The organism is Streptomyces sp. NPDC048361 (assembly GCF_040651795.1).
GTDB lineage: Bacteria > Actinomycetota > Actinomycetes > Streptomycetales > Streptomycetaceae > Streptomyces.
In genome coordinates, this window is the sequence record NZ_JBEZKW010000024.1 from 90,256 (window position 1) to 105,573 (window position 15,318).

17 protein-coding genes are annotated in these 15,318 nt (G+C 72.9%); 11 read left to right on the top strand and 6 right to left on the bottom strand.

Going from position 1 to position 15,318, the window contains the following annotated elements; genetic code table 11:
• Window positions 1-123 precede the first annotated feature (123 nt).
• The 4 genes from AB0D31_RS16440 to AB0D31_RS16455 all read left to right on the top strand — a co-directional run bounded on the left by AB0D31_RS16440 (window position 124) and on the right by AB0D31_RS16455 (window position 2,461).
• Window positions 124-684: a hypothetical protein gene (locus AB0D31_RS16440; RefSeq protein WP_362722874.1), complete on the top strand. Its 561-nt coding sequence runs from the start codon at window positions 124-126 to the stop codon at window positions 682-684.
• Window positions 627-1,124: a DUF2690 domain-containing protein gene (locus tag AB0D31_RS16445; RefSeq protein WP_362722818.1), complete on the top strand. Its 498-nt coding sequence runs from the start codon at window positions 627-629 to the stop codon at window positions 1,122-1,124. Before AB0D31_RS16440 ends, AB0D31_RS16445 begins: the two co-directional genes overlap by 58 nt.
• Window positions 1,121-1,327, top strand: coding sequence for a hypothetical protein (locus AB0D31_RS16450; protein WP_362722821.1), 207 nt, complete (start codon window positions 1,121-1,123; stop codon window positions 1,325-1,327). Before AB0D31_RS16445 ends, AB0D31_RS16450 begins: the two co-directional genes overlap by 4 nt.
• 144 nt (window positions 1,328-1,471) lie before the next feature.
• The gene (locus tag AB0D31_RS16455; protein WP_362722824.1) at window positions 1,472-2,461 is read left to right on the top strand and encodes a malate dehydrogenase; all 990 of its coding nucleotides are present in this window, start codon (window positions 1,472-1,474) and stop codon (window positions 2,459-2,461) included.
• Window positions 2,462-2,588: 127 nt separating this feature from the next.
• On the opposite strand, the gene AB0D31_RS16460 is transcribed toward AB0D31_RS16455, so the two are convergent.
• From AB0D31_RS16460 to AB0D31_RS16475, 4 genes are all read right to left on the bottom strand, one after another.
• A complete protein-coding gene (locus tag AB0D31_RS16460; RefSeq protein ID WP_362722827.1) occupies window positions 2,589-2,924 on the bottom strand; it encodes a hypothetical protein in 336 nt (111 codons plus the stop codon).
• A 113-nt stretch (window positions 2,925-3,037) separates the two neighbouring features.
• Entirely contained in the window at window positions 3,038-3,766 is a 729-nt protein-coding gene (locus AB0D31_RS16465) for an isocitrate lyase/phosphoenolpyruvate mutase family protein (protein ID WP_362722829.1), read from the bottom strand.
• Window positions 3,754-4,212: a carboxymuconolactone decarboxylase family protein gene (locus AB0D31_RS16470; protein ID WP_362722832.1), complete on the bottom strand. Its 459-nt coding sequence runs from the start codon at window positions 4,210-4,212 to the stop codon at window positions 3,754-3,756. The genes AB0D31_RS16465 and AB0D31_RS16470 overlap by 13 nt, the downstream gene beginning before the upstream one ends.
• Complete coding sequence (locus AB0D31_RS16475; protein WP_362722835.1) at window positions 4,209-4,718, bottom strand: carboxymuconolactone decarboxylase family protein; 510 nt, start codon at window positions 4,716-4,718, stop codon at window positions 4,209-4,211. The genes AB0D31_RS16470 and AB0D31_RS16475 overlap by 4 nt, the downstream gene beginning before the upstream one ends.
• Window positions 4,719-4,764: 46 nt before the next feature.
• Between AB0D31_RS16475 and AB0D31_RS16480 the strand changes: the two genes are divergently transcribed.
• Window positions 4,765-6,180, top strand: coding sequence for a PLP-dependent aminotransferase family protein (locus AB0D31_RS16480; protein ID WP_362722838.1), 1,416 nt, complete (start codon window positions 4,765-4,767; stop codon window positions 6,178-6,180).
• Between the two features lie 138 nt (window positions 6,181-6,318).
• Here the strand turns inward: AB0D31_RS16480 and AB0D31_RS16485 are convergent, their stop codons facing one another.
• Window positions 6,319-7,179, bottom strand: coding sequence for a hypothetical protein (locus AB0D31_RS16485; RefSeq protein ID WP_362722876.1), 861 nt, complete (start codon window positions 7,177-7,179; stop codon window positions 6,319-6,321).
• A 139-nt stretch (window positions 7,180-7,318) separates the two neighbouring features.
• Here AB0D31_RS16485 and AB0D31_RS16490 point away from each other — a divergent pair, with 139 nt between their 5' ends.
• The 5 genes from AB0D31_RS16490 (at window position 7,319) to AB0D31_RS16510 (ending at window position 12,500) form a co-directional block, all read left to right on the top strand.
• Window positions 7,319-7,594, top strand: a complete 276-nt coding sequence (locus AB0D31_RS16490) for a hypothetical protein (protein WP_362722841.1) — start codon at window positions 7,319-7,321, stop codon at window positions 7,592-7,594.
• A 141-nt stretch (window positions 7,595-7,735) separates the two neighbouring features.
• Window positions 7,736-8,923, top strand: a complete 1,188-nt coding sequence (locus AB0D31_RS16495) for a glutathionylspermidine synthase family protein (protein ID WP_362722844.1) — start codon at window positions 7,736-7,738, stop codon at window positions 8,921-8,923.
• A 287-nt stretch (window positions 8,924-9,210) separates the two neighbouring features.
• A complete protein-coding gene (locus tag AB0D31_RS16500; protein ID WP_362722847.1) occupies window positions 9,211-10,974 on the top strand; it encodes a hypothetical protein in 1,764 nt (587 codons plus the stop codon).
• A gap of 1 nt (window position 10,975) precedes the next feature.
• Complete coding sequence (locus AB0D31_RS16505; RefSeq protein WP_362722850.1) at window positions 10,976-11,404, top strand: hypothetical protein; 429 nt, start codon at window positions 10,976-10,978, stop codon at window positions 11,402-11,404.
• A 319-nt stretch (window positions 11,405-11,723) separates the two neighbouring features.
• Window positions 11,724-12,500: a hypothetical protein gene (locus AB0D31_RS16510; protein ID WP_362722852.1), complete on the top strand. Its 777-nt coding sequence runs from the start codon at window positions 11,724-11,726 to the stop codon at window positions 12,498-12,500.
• A gap of 11 nt (window positions 12,501-12,511) precedes the next feature.
• On the opposite strand, the gene rocD is transcribed toward AB0D31_RS16510, so the two are convergent.
• Window positions 12,512-13,747: an ornithine--oxo-acid transaminase gene (gene rocD / locus AB0D31_RS16515; protein WP_362722855.1), complete on the bottom strand. Its 1,236-nt coding sequence runs from the start codon at window positions 13,745-13,747 to the stop codon at window positions 12,512-12,514.
• A gap of 210 nt (window positions 13,748-13,957) precedes the next feature.
• Here rocD and glyA point away from each other — a divergent pair, with 210 nt between their 5' ends.
• Window positions 13,958-15,229, top strand: a complete 1,272-nt coding sequence (glyA, locus tag AB0D31_RS16520) for a serine hydroxymethyltransferase (RefSeq protein WP_362722858.1) — start codon at window positions 13,958-13,960, stop codon at window positions 15,227-15,229.
• Window positions 15,230-15,318: the final 89 nt, after the last annotated feature.

The window sequence follows — 15,318 nt, forward strand, 5'->3', positions numbered from 1 at the left end:
ACGACTCTGGGGGAAGCGATGCCTCGCTGGAAGGCGCTGCCGGACGAACTCGACCCGCAGGTGGGGGAGTTCGCGAGTCAGCTGCGCAGGCTGGTGGACCGCAGCGGGCTCAGCGTCGCGGCGATGGCCGACCGCACCGGGTACGGCAGGACGTCGTGGGAGCGGTACTTGGGCGGGCGTCTGCTCGCCCCCAAGGCGGCCGTCGTCGCGCTCGCCGAGGTGACCGGCACGAACCCCGTCCATCTGACCACCATGTGGGAGCTGGCCGAGCGGGCCTGGAGCCGCTCCGAGCAGCGGCACGAGCGCACGGTGGAGGCGATGCGGGCCGACCGGACGCGGACCGCGCCCGGCGCGTCCGGGCCACCCGCGGCGCCGGGCGGGGCGCGCGCCGGGACACCGAGCACGGGCCTCGCCCACCGGCCGCCGCGGCAGGGGAACGCGAGGCCTGCGGGGCCCGCCGAATGGCCGCCGCGGCAAGGGGATGTCGGGCCTGCGGACCGGGCGCCGCGGCAAAGGCTGCCGAGTATGCCGACCGGCCGCCACGGCGAAAGGGCGCCGACCGGGCACCCGGGGGGCCCGCACCGGGCGGGCCGCCCGCCGGGCCGGGGCGCCGGCGCCGGATCGTCATGTTCCTGGCCGGGGTCGTCGGCGCGCTCCTCGTCGTCACATCGGCGGTCCTTCTGACCGACCGCGGCAAGAGCGACACGGCGCCCGTGGCCGCACGTCCGTCGGCGTCGCCCAGCCACCCGGCCCCGGCGCCCGTGCCGCCCGCGGGGGTGAAGTGCGTGGCCGCCTCGTGCGCCGGCCAGGACCCCGAAGTGATGGGCTGCTCCGACCAGTTGGTCCGCACGGTGGGCAGTGTCAAGGTCGGCGTCGCGGTCGTCGAGGTCCGCTACAGCAAGACGTGCGGTGCCGCCTGGGCCCGGCTCCGGCAGGTCGCCCCCGGTGACCGGGTGCGGATCGGCGCGGGCGCCGCGGCGCAGGAAGCGGTGGTGGCCGGCGCCCGCCGCGACGTCTACACCAAGATGCTCGCCGTGGCCGGGCCCGCGGCCGCCAAGGCATGCGCCACGCTGAAGGACGGCAGGAGCGGCTGCGCCACGGGGACGGCCACAACCGGCCGATGACCGACCACGGCCCCTGGTCGCCGATGACCGACCACGGCCCCTGGTCGCCGATGACCGACCACGGCCCCTGGTCGCCGATGACCGACCACGGCCCCCCGGTCGCCGATGAGGGACGGCTGTCGCGGTCGCCGGTGGTCGGCGACGACCACAACCGGCCGATGATCGATCAGCGTGAGCCGTCCCACAGGGCGCCGGGGGTGTAGAACCCCCACGGTCGGATAGCCTGACCGCTGGACATCTCTTCACGTCAAGATTCAGACGGTCGCACGTCGGGTTCCCGGCGTTTACGGGGTGCCCGGAGCCGAGGGGAAACCCCCCACCACCTGCTGTTTCTTACGGAGATCGCCATGACCCGCACTCCCGTGAATGTCACCGTCACCGGCGCGGCCGGCCAGATCGGCTACGCGCTGCTCTTCCGCATCGCCTCCGGTCACCTGCTCGGCCCGGACGTGCCGGTCAACCTGCGCCTCCTGGAGATCACCCCGGCCCTGAAGGCCGCCGAGGGCACCGCCATGGAGCTCGACGACTGCGCCTTCCCGTTGCTGCGCGGCATCGAGATCACCGACGACGCCAACAAGGCCTTCGACGGCGCCAACGTGGCCCTGCTCGTCGGCGCCCGCCCGCGTACCAAGGGCATGGAGCGCGGTGACCTGCTCTCCGCCAACGGCGGCATCTTCAAGCCGCAGGGCAAGGCCATCAACGACAACGCCGCGGACGACATCAAGGTCCTCGTCGTCGGCAACCCGGCCAACACCAACGCGCTCATCGCGCAGGCCTCGGCCCCGGACATTCCGGCCGAGCGCTTCACCGCGATGACCCGCCTCGACCACAACCGGGCGATCTCTCAGCTGGCGAAGAAGACCGGCAGCACGGTCTCCGACATCAAGCGCCTGACCATCTGGGGCAACCACTCGGCCACCCAGTACCCCGACATCTTCCACGCGGAGATCGCCGGCAAGAACGCCGCCGAGGTCGTCAACGACGAGCAGTGGCTGGCCGACACGTTCATCCCGACCGTCGCCAAGCGCGGCGCGGCGATCATCGAGGCCCGTGGCGCGTCCTCGGCCGCCTCGGCCGCCAACGCCGCCATCGACCACGTGCACACCTGGGTCAACGGCACCGCCGAGGGCGACTGGACCTCGATGGGCATCCCCTCCGACGGCTCCTACGGCGTCCCCGAGGGCATCATCTCCTCCTTCCCGGTCACCGTGAAGGACGGCGTCTACTCGATCGTCCAGGGCCTGGACATCAACGAGTTCTCGCGCAAGCGCATCGACGCCTCCGTCAAGGAGCTCACCGAGGAGCGCGACGCGGTCCGCGAGCTCGGCCTCATCTGAGCCCGCCCGTACGGGGGTCGACGTACCTGCGGGCCTTCTGAGCCCGCCCGCGCGTCTGTTGACGTACCCGTGACGAAGCCCCGGCAGCCACTGCCGGGGCTTCGCCCGTTCTTCCGGCGCGTGTGGGCTACGCGCGCACCGCGTCCCGGGTCAGCTGGACCGCGGCGAGCAGGCTGAGCTCCGGCTGGGCATCGCGCAGCGCCTTGACGGCGCGCACCGACTCGTCGTCCGGGCCCAGGTAGCCGACCGATGCCCGCTGTTCGCGCACCCAGCGCCCGCGCAGCTCGCGCTCCGGCACGGCCGCCGCCTCCTCCGCCACCCGCAGCGCCGCCTCAAGCCCGGGCCGCTCGACCTCGCCCGCGTCCGTCAGCGCCGTACGCAGCGCCGCCACGATGTCATCGGCGTCGCGCACCGTCAGGACCGACAGCTCCTTGCGGCCGAAGGAACCAAGAAAATTGCCCATGACGAACTCCCCGCTCGTTGTGTTCCTGTACATCAAACCCTGACACACGGGGGTCCGGAGGCGGCTGCTGGTCGCCGCCCGCCGACCGGGGGCGCCCCGCACGCGTACCGCCGCTACAGTTCGCGGACCTGGCGGGCGATGTCCCGCAGCGCCTGCGTCGCGCGGATGTGCAGACCGGGGCCGAACGTGACGCGCCCCGCGCCCAGTTCGCCCAGGCGGCGCGGTGTCGGGGCGTCGGGCAGGGCCGCCATGTTGACCGGTACCGGCACGGCCGCGGCGATCTGGGGGAGGTGCTCCGGCGGCGCGGCGATCGGATAGACGCCGTCCGCGCCGGCCGCCACATAGGCGCGGGCCCGCGCGATGGTCTCGTCCCGTTCGGGCCGGCCGCGCAGATACGTGTCGACGCGGGCGTTGACGAAGATCCGGTCGCCCGCCTCGGCCCGTACCTCGGCCAGCCAGTCGGCGTGCCGCGCCGGGTCCTTCAGGGCGCCGTCCTCGGAGTCCTCCAGATTGCAGCCGACCGCGCCGCTCTCCAGGAGCCGCTCCACCAGCTCCTTGGGCGCGAGGCCGTAGCCGGCCTCGATGTCCGCCGACACCGGGATCGACACCGACCGGACGATCCGGGCCACGGCGGCGAACATCTCGTCCGCCGGGGTCGATCCGTCCTCGTACCCCAGCGACGCCGACACCCCCGCGCTCGGCGTGGCCAGGGCCGGGAAGCCGGCCTCCTCGAAGACGCGGGCGCTGGCCGCGTCCCACGGTCCCGGCAGGATCAGCGGGTCGCCGGTGGCGCGTCCCTGGTGCAGGGCGCGGAAGGTGGCGGCGGGGTTCAGCTGTGCCATTGCGTCTCTCCAGGTGCTGTACGGCGGGTCACCATCAGCCGGTTCCAGCTGTTGATGACGGTGATCGCCGCGATGAGATGGGCGAGTTGGGCCTCGGTGAAGTGCGCGGCGGCGCCCTCGTACACATCGTCCGGTACGAAGCCTTCGGTGAGGACCGTGACCGCTTCGGTGAAGGCGAGCGCGGCCCGCTCCCGCTCGCTGAAGACGGAACCGGCTTCCTGCCACGCGGCGAGGAGACCGAGCCGCTCTTCGGACTCGCCGCCCTCGCGCGCCGCGGCCAGATGCATGTCCAGGCAGAAGGCGCAGTGGTTGAGCTGGGAGGCCCGGACCATCACCAGTTCGGCGAGGGCCGGGTCACCCAGGCCCCGCTTGGCGGCCGCACCGAGCCCCGCGAGACTCAGGTAGACCTGCCCGGGAACCCGGAACTCCCGTACGCCAAAGCTCACTTGTACATGCCTGCGGTGTAGTGGCCCGGGACGCCACGGGTGGTCACGCCGAAGCGGTTCCAGGCGTTGATGACGGTGATGACGGCGATGAGGTGAGCGAGTTCGGGCTCGTCGAACTGCTTGGCGGCCTTCTCGTACACGTCGTCCGGTACGAAGCCGTCGGTGAGGACGGTGATCGCCTCGGTCAGCTCCAGGGCCGCGAGCTCCTTCGCGGTGTAGAAATGCGCGGACTCCCCCCAGGCGCTGAGCTGGATGATCCGCTCCACCGACTCGCCGGCCGCCAGTGCGTCCTTGGTGTGCATGTCCAGGCAGAGCGCGCAGTGGTTGAGCTGCGAGGCGCGGATCTTGACCAGCTCGGCGATGACCGGGTCCAAGCCCTGCTCGGCGACGGCGTTCAGCTTGATCATGGCCTTGTAGACCTCGGGCGCGGCCTTGGCCCAGGCGAGGCGGGGGGTGTGCTCGGGCGCGTACTGCGCGGTCTGGTTCGTCTTCTCGTTCGTCGTCATGCAACGAAGGTACGGTGCGTGTGGCACACGGGTATGGTCCATTTCCATGGTGAGATCTTGGGCCACTTCCACGGAAACACTCGGTGTCGATCTGCACATCGACCTGGGCGGCGCGGGCGGCCTGCGCGCCGGTCTCATGGGCGCCCTGCGCGACGCCGTACGCAGCGGACGCCTCACGCCCGGTACCCGGCTGCCGTCCTCGCGCACGCTCGCGGCCGACCTGGGGGTCGCCCGCAACACCGTCGCCGACGCCTACGCCGAGCTGGTCGCGGAGGGCTGGCTCACCGCGCGCCAGGGCTCCGGCACGCGGGTGGCCCGGCGTGCCGAGGCCCGCCAGGACCGCAGCCACACCCGCCGCCTCCCCACCCGCCGCACCCCCACCTACAACCTGCTGGCGGGCTCGCCCGACCTCGCCGCCTTCCCGCGCGCCGAATGGCTCAAGGCGGCCCGCCGGGCGCTGACCGCCGCCCCGCACGAGGCGTTCGGACTCGGCGATCCCCGCGGCCGGATCGAGCTGCGCACGGCCCTCGCCGACTATCTGGCCCGCGCCCGCGGCGTGTACGCCTCGCCCGAACGCATCGTGGTCTGCTCCGGGTTCGTGCACGGGCTGATGCTGATGAGCCGGGCGCTGCGGGCCCGCCGGGTGCGTGAGGTGGCCGTCGAGGCGTACGGGCTCGACTTCCACTGGAAGGTGCTGACCGAGGCGGGGCTGCGCACCGCGGCGCTGCCCCTCGACGAACTGGGCACGCGGACCCGCGAGTTGGGGGAGCGGCGCGGTGTGGGCGCGGTGCTGCTGACGCCCGCGCACCAGTTCCCGATCGGTCTTCCGCTGCTGCCCGACCGGCGGGCGGCGGCCGTCGACTGGGCGCGCACCACCGGCGGCCTGATCCTGGAGGACGACTACGACGGCGAGTTCCGCTACGACCGCCAGCCGGTCGGCGCGTTGCAGGGACTCGACCCCGAGCACGTCGTCTACTTCGGCACCGTGAGCAAGTCCCTCGCCCCCGGGCTCCGCCTCGGCTGGATGGTGCTGCCGGAACACCTGGTGGGCGAGGTCGCCGAGGGCAAGGGCGCGGCCGACTGGTCGTGCGGCGCTCTCGACCAGCTCACCCTCGCCGAGTTCATCTCCTCCGGAGCGTACGACCGCCACGTACGCGGCATGCGCCTCCATTACCGGCGCCGCCGCGACCAGTTGGTGACGGCCCTCGCCGAACACGCCCCCCACCTGCACGTCTCCGGCGTCGCGGCGGGCCTGCACGTCCTCCTCGAACTCCCGCCCGGCACCGAACGCTCCGTGGTCCAGGGCGCCACCTGGCAGGGCCTCGCCCTGGAGGGGCTCTCCCGCTACCACCACCCCGCCGCCCGCGAACCCCGCCGTGACGCCCTGGTCATCGGCTACGGAACGCCTTCGGACAGCGAATGGGCGGGGGCGCTGGAGGCGCTGATGCGGGTGCTGCCCTGAGGGCGCGGGGCGGGTGGCTGGGCCCCCCGCTACCCGCCGCCCAGGGAGGCGGGTCCGGCCGTTGAGCCCCCGCTACCAGGAGCGGCCCGGCACTCGGAGGTGAGCCGGGGCAGCGCGCCCGCCGACGGCACCCAAGCCCTAGCCCTGGCCCTGGCCCTCGCGCACCGGCGCCGGCGCCGTCCCCGGCGCCTCTCCGAAGCGGGCCAGCGCGAGGGCGCCCGCGACCGCTACCGCGAAGCCCGCGATCGTCAGCCAGCCCAGGCCCGCGCGGGACTGGTCGCCCAGCCAGGCGACGCCCACCACGGCCGGGCCGATGGTCTCGCCGATGACCATGCCGGCCGTCGCCGTGGTGACCGAGCCGCGCGACAGGGCGGACGTCAGCAGCAGGAACGCGGCGCCCCCGCCGAGCAGCAGCGCGTACAACGCGGGGTTGGTGAGGTCGAAGGGGTCGTCGATGAGGCGCACCGCGACCTCCACCGCGCCGAAGCCGCAGCCCGCGCCGAGGCCGAGCACCAGCGCGCGGGCGCGTCCCGGCAGCCGGCCCCCGAGCGCCCCGGCTGCCAGCACCGCCGCCGCAACGCCCAGCAGCCACCAGCGCAGCGAGGCCGGGCCTGCGTCGTCGCCCTCGGCGCCGGCCGACAGTGCGAGCATGGCGAGCCCCGCGCACACCACCGCGACCGCCCCCCACTCCGTACCGGAGAGCCGTACCTTCAGGACGCGCGCCGCGACCACCGCCGTCACCGCGAGGGACGCCGCGAGCGCCGCGCCCACCGCGTAGATCGGCACCGAGCGCAGGGCGACGATCTGGAAGACGAAGCCGAGCCCGTCGAGCGCGAGCCCCACGACATAGCGCCACTGGCGCACCGCGCGCAGCAGCAGCGCCGCGTCGACCCCGGAACCGGCCCCCGCCCCCGTACTGGGCTCGGCGGCGCGCGTCGCGGCGGCCTGGAGGACGGTGGCCGTGCCGAAGCAGACCGCTGAGGCGAGCGCGCAGATCATCCCAAGGAACACACCGGGACTGTAGTCGCAGGCCGGGCCGCCGGAGAAAGCCCGGGGGTGGGTCGCCGGATCCCGGGAACTAGGGTGTGGCCCGAACGCGTCCCACTTAAGCCAGTACGTCGACGGGGGAGGTCGCACGATGCGCAGGTTCAGGTCCACCACGGTGGTGCTCGGCGGGATGGGTGTGCTCGCCGCCACGCTCACCGCGTGCAGCGACGAGCCCGACAAGCGGTGCGTCGACCCGCACACGTACAAGGAACTGCCGTCGTACCAGTGCAAGAGCGGCGGCACCGGTCAGTACTACTACGGCGGCAAGAGCCGGGGCGGCAAGCTCTCCGGCGGCTCCTTCGACAAGTCCGGGGTCTCGCGCGGCGGGTTCGGCCACGGCAGCGACGGCGGCAGCAGTGGCGGCTGAGTAACTCAGTAGTCGAGCAACTGAGTAGTCGAGTAACTGAGTAGCCGAGTAGCCGACGGCTGAGGGGCTACGGCCGCATCGGCTACCCGGCTACCCGGCCACCCGCCCCCCACGGGCACAGGAACGACGTAGGGCCACCACATGGAACGCCATCGCATACAGCCGCGCCCCGACTGGCAGCGGACGGTCGAGGAACAGGGCGTGATCTACCCGCTGACCCGCTACCCCGACGACTCGCTGCGCCCCTACTGGGACGAGAGCGCCTACTACTCCTTCACGCCGGACGAGGTCGAGGCGCTGGAGGAGACCGTCGAGGAGCTGCACGCCATGTGCCTCGCCGCGGCGGCCCACATCGTCGACAAGGGACGCTTCGCCGACCTCGGCATCATGGACGGCCGCCTCGCCGACTTGGTCGCCGAATCCTGGCGCAGACGGGCCGAACTACCCTCCCTCTACGGCCGGTTCGACCTGCGGTACGACGGCACGGGACCCGCCACCCTGCTGGAGTACAACGCCGACACCCCGACCTCCCTCGTCGAGGCGGCGAGCGCGCAGTGGTTCTGGATGGAGGACCGCTTCCCCGGTGCCGACCAGTGGAACTCGCTGCACGAACGCCTCGTCGAGGCCTGGCGGCGCCAGGCCCCGCTGCTGCCGCCCGGGCCCGTCCACTTCGCCCACTCGGACAGCGACGAGCTGGGCGAGGACCTCATGACCGTCGCCTATCTGCGCGAGACCGCCGAGCAGGCCGGCCTCGACACCGCTGCCCTGTCGGTGGAGAGCATCGGCTGGGACAGCGTCACCGGCCGCTTCGTCGACGAGCGGCTCCGTTTCATCCGCGCCTGCTTCAAGCTGTACCCGTGGGAGTGGCTCGCCTCGGACGTGTTCGGGCCGCAGGTCCTCGACACCCTCGACAACGGCGGCGGCACCGGCACGACGTGCTGGATCGAGCCCGCCTGGAAGATGCTGCTCTCCAACAAGGCGCTCCTCGCGATCCTCTGGGAGCTGTACCCCGGCCACCCCAACCTGGTCCCGGCCTACCTGGACGGGCCGCGCGACCTCCCCACCGGGCGGGGATATGCCGCCAAGCCGCTGCTCGGCCGCGAGGGCGCGGGCGTCACCCTCCACCCGCCGGGCTCCGGGCCGGCCCCCACGCCAGAAGAGGCGTGCTGCTACCAGGAGTTGGCGCCGCTGCCCGACTTCGACGGCAACCGGGTCGTCCTCGGGGCATGGGTCGTGGAGGACGAGGCGGCGGGGCTGGGCATCCGCGAGTCGTCGGGGCTCATCACGGACGAGTACGCCAGGTTCCTGCCACACGTGATCAGAGCCTGACGGCCGTCGCCGTGGCGCACCGCGAGAGCCCGACCGCTGTCGCCCGGCGGGCCGTACGAGTCCCATGGCTGTTGCCCGGCGGGCCGCGCCCGACCCGCGGTGCGCCCCCGCGTGCCCCTTCTGCTCCCGCGTGATGCCCCCCGCAGGGTGGTGGGAAGGGTGTGAACAGGGCGGCGCGCGAGGTGACGCGCCGCTACCATGTCCAGCTGGCGGCGCCCTGGAACACCTCTTCCGCCCAAGCGGGTTGAGGCATGCGGCGTACGCCCGTCGCCCCGGGGGAACAGGACATGACGCACGCTCAGGTGCCGCAGCAGGCACAACCGTCGGATGCGCGGCCCGGCGGGCTGCCGCCGGTGCATCCCTCGCTCAGCGAGGCGACCCGCCTGATGGCGGCGGGCACCTATCTCGACGGGGAGTACCGCGACGCGGTCATCGACGAGCTGTACGTCCACGAGGAGCGGGTCACCGCGCCCTCGCTCGGCTTCGACGCGGCCCGCGTCCTGGCCCACGCGCTGCGCGCCCGTACCCTCGAACTCGCCTGGGCGGTCGGCACGTTGGCTTTCTGGGTGCTCAGCGCGGTCGTCACCCGCTACGCCATCCTCTTCCTGTTCGTGGTGCCGTCCCTCTACATCGGCGTCGGCCGCCTCGTCCGCGGCACGGCGCGCACCGCGCCCTGGTACCGCACCGTGCCCGCCTTCCTGCTGCGCTGGTGGGGCCGCATTCTGCTGACCGTGTTCGCCATCGCCGTGGTCATCTCCCTCTTCGGCGGTTACGACTCCTCCACGCACGACTCCTACGGAAGTTACGAGGACCCGTACGGCGACGCCTACGGCAGCTCGGGCAACGCCGTCCCGCCGCTCGTCGCGGGGCCCGCCCAGCTCCTCGGCGGCACCGCCGTCACCGCGGCGGACGAGGGGTTCAGCCCCGGCCTCGGCTGGGGCATCCTCGGCTGCTTCGCCGTCCTCGCGCTCTGTGTGGTCCTGCGGCGCCTCCAGCTCGGCCGGATCATGGCGAACGAGCTCTCCCCGGACGGCTTCAAGGACTTCGCCGCCGACCCCGCGCAGAACAACGACAACGGCCGGCTCCAGCGCCTCAGCGCCCTGATCCGCGCCGAGCAGCACGCCCCGCTCGCGGTCTACCGCGCCGACGCGCCCTTCCGCGGCGCGGGCGACGCCCTCGACCCCTGGTCGGTCTCCATCCAGCTGCGCCCCCGCAAGTCGCTCGGCGAACAACGCCCCGAGCCGATCAGCAACGCGGAGATCCTGCGCATCGTCGAGCCCCTCATCACGCAGCTGCGCATCCCCGCGCCGACCGCGCCGGACCGGGCCACCGCCGTACGCGACCGGCTGCGCCAGCTGGAGGTGGCCGAGTACGTCTTCCTGCCCGTCGACGGACTGCCCTCGCGCACCGCCGCCCCGTACCGGGACGGCGACTTCGAGCAGCACCGCTCGGCCGCTCTGGAGGAGGGCGGCGAGGCGCGCCGGCACTTCCTGCGGATCCGGGTCGGCGGCTGGGAGGAACACCTCGTCACCACCGTCTTCGTACGCGTCCACACCCAGGGTGGCATGCTGGTCCTGGAGATCGCCCCGCACATCCTGGCCCCGCTGCGCGAGGACTTCTTCCGCGCCGACCGCACCGCGCACGACTTCGGCTGCCGCTCCCCGCTCGGCAAGGCCGGCTGGGCGCTGCGGCGCACCCCGGGCTCGCTCGTGGCCTCCCTGGTCGTCCTGGTCCGCGCCGTCGGCTCCGGCTGGGTCCGCCTGACCGGCGGGTACGCGCGGGCGCTGCCCGACGGTCCGGCCCGCTCGGTGCGCGAGCTCGCCGCGGCGCCCGAGGCCTCGCTCTTCCAGGCGATGGACTGCCGGCGCTACGTGAAGTCCATCGAGGACCGGGTGACCAGCGGCGTGCGCAGCGCGCTGTACGAAGCCGGTTACGACACCGGGCAGTTCGAGCAGAAGATCGTCCAGATCGCCCAGGGCGGCGTCATGATCGAGAACGCCCGCGGGGCTATCAGCGTCGGCGACCACAACACCGTCACGAACGAGGGCTGAGATGACCATGCCGGGTGAGGACAGCACGCAGCAGGACCGGGACCAGGCGGGCCGGGACCAGGCGCGCCGGGACCGCGCCCAGCGGTCCGTGCAGATCAGCGGAGTGACCGGATCGGTCTCGGTGGGCGACCACAACACGGTGCACAGCACCTACCACGCGGGCTCCGCCGACGACGAGGCCCACCGTCAACTCCTGGACGCCATCGTCGAGTTCAGGGCCGGGCTCACCCAGCTCGTGGTCAACGACCGCACCCGCGTCCTGGACGCCGAACTCGCCGACACCGAGGACGAGATCCGCACCGACGGCCGGGCGGCGCCGGGGCGTCTGGCCCGGCTCGGTGAACTCCTCGCGGGCGCCACCTCCCTCACGGGCCTGCTCGCGTCCGGCGAGGCGCTGGTCCAGCGCGTCCACGCCCTGATCGGCGGGTGAGCGCGCGGTGAGCGGTGGCCACGGCGAGGTCCGCTGGAACGCGGAGACCCAGAAGTGGGAGCCGGTGACGTCCGGATCCGCGGCTCCTCCGGCGGCGCCCGGGCCCTCGGCTCCGCCCGTGACGTCCGGGCCCCCGGCTCCTCAGGCACCGGCCGTCCCGGCGGTGCCCCCGGCGGCTCCTCCGGCGCCGGCCGCGCCGCCCGGGCCCCCGTCCGCATCGCCCGCGCCGGGGAGTGACGGCTCCCGGACACCAAACGGGTATCCGGTGTCCGGCAACCCGGACGGGTATCCGGTGTCCGGGAATCCGGATGGCTACCCCGTGTCCTGGAACCCGGATGGCTACCCGGTGTCCGGGTACCGGCCCGACCCCCTGGCGCCCGCCGAGCCGCGCCGCGGGCGGCGCGTGCCCGTCGCCGTCCTGGTCGCGCTGATCGTCGTCGCGGTGGCCGGCGCGGGCGGGGGCTATCTGATGGCGCGCGGCGGCCACGGCCACGCCAAGGCCGCACCCTCCTCGTCCGCGTCCGGCGCACCCTCCGACACCCCGGACCGCACCGGTGACGGCAAGGGCGGCCCGTCGCTCACGGCATCACCGTCACCGTCGGCGTCACCGAGCGCGACCGTGCCCGTCGGCTTCCAACTCGCCCAGGATCCCAAGGGGTTCAGGCTCTACGTGCCGCAGGGCTGGACCCGCGAGGACCAGGGCGCCAAGGGTGTCTTCTTCAACTCCCCCGACCGCAAGCGGCTGATCCAGGTCTACGCGCTCGGCGGGTCCGCCCTCACCCCGTACGACGCGCTGAAGCAGACCTCGGGCGAGCTCGCGAAGAACCCCGGGTATCAGGAGATCAGCCTCGCCGACGACGCCACCGTGCCCGGCATCACCGGACCGGTGGCGCGTCTCGTGTACGCCTACGACAACCAGGAGCTCGGCCACCGGCGCCAGGTGGCGGACTACGCCTTCCTGACGCCCGGCGGCGATCAGTACGCCGTCCTGTCCGCCGCCCCCGCCGACGCGTGGCCCGAACAGGAGAACACCCTCAAGACTGCACTCAGCGTGTTCTGTGCGGGCTCGAACTGCCCCTCAGCCACACCGAGTTGACGCTTGAGTGCCTAGCGCTCGTCGAGTACCGAGCGCAGCTGGTCCAGCCCCCAGTCCAGGTCCTCCTTGCTGATGACCAGGGGCGGGGCGATCCGGATGGTCGAGCCGTGGGTGTCCTTGACCAGGACCCCGCGGCCCATCAGCTTCTCCGAGATCTCGCGCCCGGTGCCGTACGAGGGATGGATGTCCACGCCCGCCCACAGGCCGCGCCCGCGGACCGCCTCGACCGCGCCCCCGCCGGTCAGCAGGCCCAGCTCGCGGTGGAGATGGTCGCCGAGCTCGGTGGCCCGCTGCTGGTACTCGCCGGTGCGCAGCATCGCGATGACCTCAAGGGCCACCGCACAGGCCAGCGGGTTGCCGCCGAACGTCGAGCCGTGCTCGCCCGGCCGGAAGACGCCGAGCACCTCCGCCGATGCGGCGACCGCCGACACCGGCACCACGCCGCCGCCCAGCGCCTTGCCGAGGATGTAGACGTCGGGCACCACGCCCTCGTGCTCGCACGCGAAGGTCTTCCCGGTGCGGCCGAGCCCGGACTGGATCTCGTCCGCCATGAACAGCACGTTCCGCTCGCGCGTCAACTCCCGTACACCCGCCAGGTATCCGGGCGGCGGGACCAGTACGCCCGCCTCGCCCTGGATCGGCTCGATGAGCACGGCCACGGTGGTGTCGGTGACCGCGGCGCGCATCGCGGTGAGGTCGCCGTACGGGACGATCTCGAAGCCCGGCGTGTAGGGGCCGTAATCCGCGCGGGCCTCCGGGTCGGTGGAGAAGCTGACGATCGTGGTCGTACGGCCGTGGAAGTTGTTCCGGGCGACGACGATCTTCGCCTGCCCGTCCGGTACGCCCTTGACCTTGTACCCCCACTTGCGGGCGGTCTTGACGGCGGTCTCCACCGCCTCCGCCCCCGTGTTCATGGGCAGCACCATCTCCTTGCCGCACAACTCCGCGAGTTCCGTACAGAATTGGGCGAAGCGGTCGTGGTGGAACGCTCTCGACGTGAGCGTCACGCGCTCCAGCTGGGCCTTGGCGGCGTCGATGAGACGGCGGTTGCCGTGGCCGAAGTTGAGCGCCGAGTATCCGGCCAGCATGTCCAGATAGCGCCGGCCCTCGACATCCGTCATCCAGGCGCCCTCGGCGGAGGCGACGACGACGGGCAGGGGATGGTAGTTGTGCGCACTGTGTGCCTCGGCGGAACGGATGGCGTCTTCGGTCGCTGCGTGGGTCGACACGGGTTCTCCGATCGTCATGCGGCATGGGGCGTCGATGGTGCCCTTTTCTATCGTCGCTCGGATGCCGGACGGGGAAACCTTGCCGTTCGAGGCGGCCGGTAGGGTGGTCGGTACGCGCGGCGACTGGCGAGCGGGGAAGCGACCCCGGGGGAGCCGCGCGCGGCCTGCCGCAGAGGTGCCGCCCGCCTGGGCACCCCGGGAACCCGACCACGGACCCCGGAGGACGCCATGAGCCTTCCCCTTTCCCACCCCGCCCTGCTGGCCGCCGACCCCGAGCTGGCCGGTCTGGTCGCCGCCGAGGAGCGGCTCCAGTCCGACACCCTGCGCCTGATCCCCAGCGAGAACTACGTCTCGACGGCCGTCCTCGAAGCGTCGGGGACGGTGCTGCAGAACAAGTACAGCGAGGGGTACGCGGGCCGGCGCTACTACGAGGGCCAGCAGAACATCGACAAGGTCGAGATGCTCGCCGTGCGGCGCGCCAAGGCCCTGTTCGGCGTCGAGCACGCCAACGTCCAGCCGTACTCGGGCTCGCCCGCCAACCTCGCCGTGTACCTCGCCTTCGCCGAGCCGGGCGACACCGTGATGGGCATGGCGCTGCCCATGGGCGGCCACCTCACGCACGGCTGGGGCGTCTCGGCGACCGGCAAGTGGTTCCGCGGGGTGCAGTACGGGGTGCGGGCGGACACGGGGCTCATCGACTTCGACGAGGTGCGCGACCTCGCCCTGAAGGAGCGGCCCAAGGTGATCTTCTGCGGGGGTACGGCGCTGCCCCGCACGATCGACTTCGCCGCCTTCGCCCAGATCGCGAAGGAGGCGGGCGCGGTGCTCGTCGCGGACGTGGCGCACATCGCGGGGCTCATCGCGGGCGGCGCCCACCCCTCGCCCGCGCCGTACGCGGACGTCATCTCCACGACGACGCACAAGACGCTGAGGGGGCCGCGGGGCGCGATGCTGATGTGCCGCGAGGAGCACGCGAAGGCCATCGACAAGGCGGTCTTCCCCGGGCTTCAGGGCGGGCCGCACAACCAGACCACCGCGGCGATCGCCGTCGCGCTGCACGAGGCGGCGCAGCCGGCGTTCTGCGCGTACGCGCACCAGGTCGTGGCCAATGCGAAGGCGCTCGCGCAGGCGCTGCTGGACCGGGGGTTCGACCTCGTGTCGGGCGGCACGGACAATCACCTGATCCTGATGGATCTGACCTCGCGCGACGTGTCGGGCAAGGTCGCGGCGAAGGGGCTCGACCGGGCGGGGATCGTCGTCAACTACAACACCGTGCCGTACGACCCCCGCAAGCCGTTCGACCCCTCGGGGATCCGGATCGGTACGCCGTCCCTGACGTCGCGGGGTCTTGGGGCCGAGCACATGCCGCTGGTCGCGGGCTGGATCGAGCGGGGTGTCGCGGCGGCCCGGTCCGCCGACGAGGGTGCCCTCGCGGCCATCCGCTCCGAGGTGGCCGACCTCCTGGCCACGTACCCGGCCCCGGGCCTCCCGCTGACCTGACCCCGGCGCACCTGGGGCTCCGCCCCAGACCCCGGTTCGCGCCTTGAGGGCGCTCGTCCTCAATCTCCCCCAAGGCCTCAAGGGCCAGG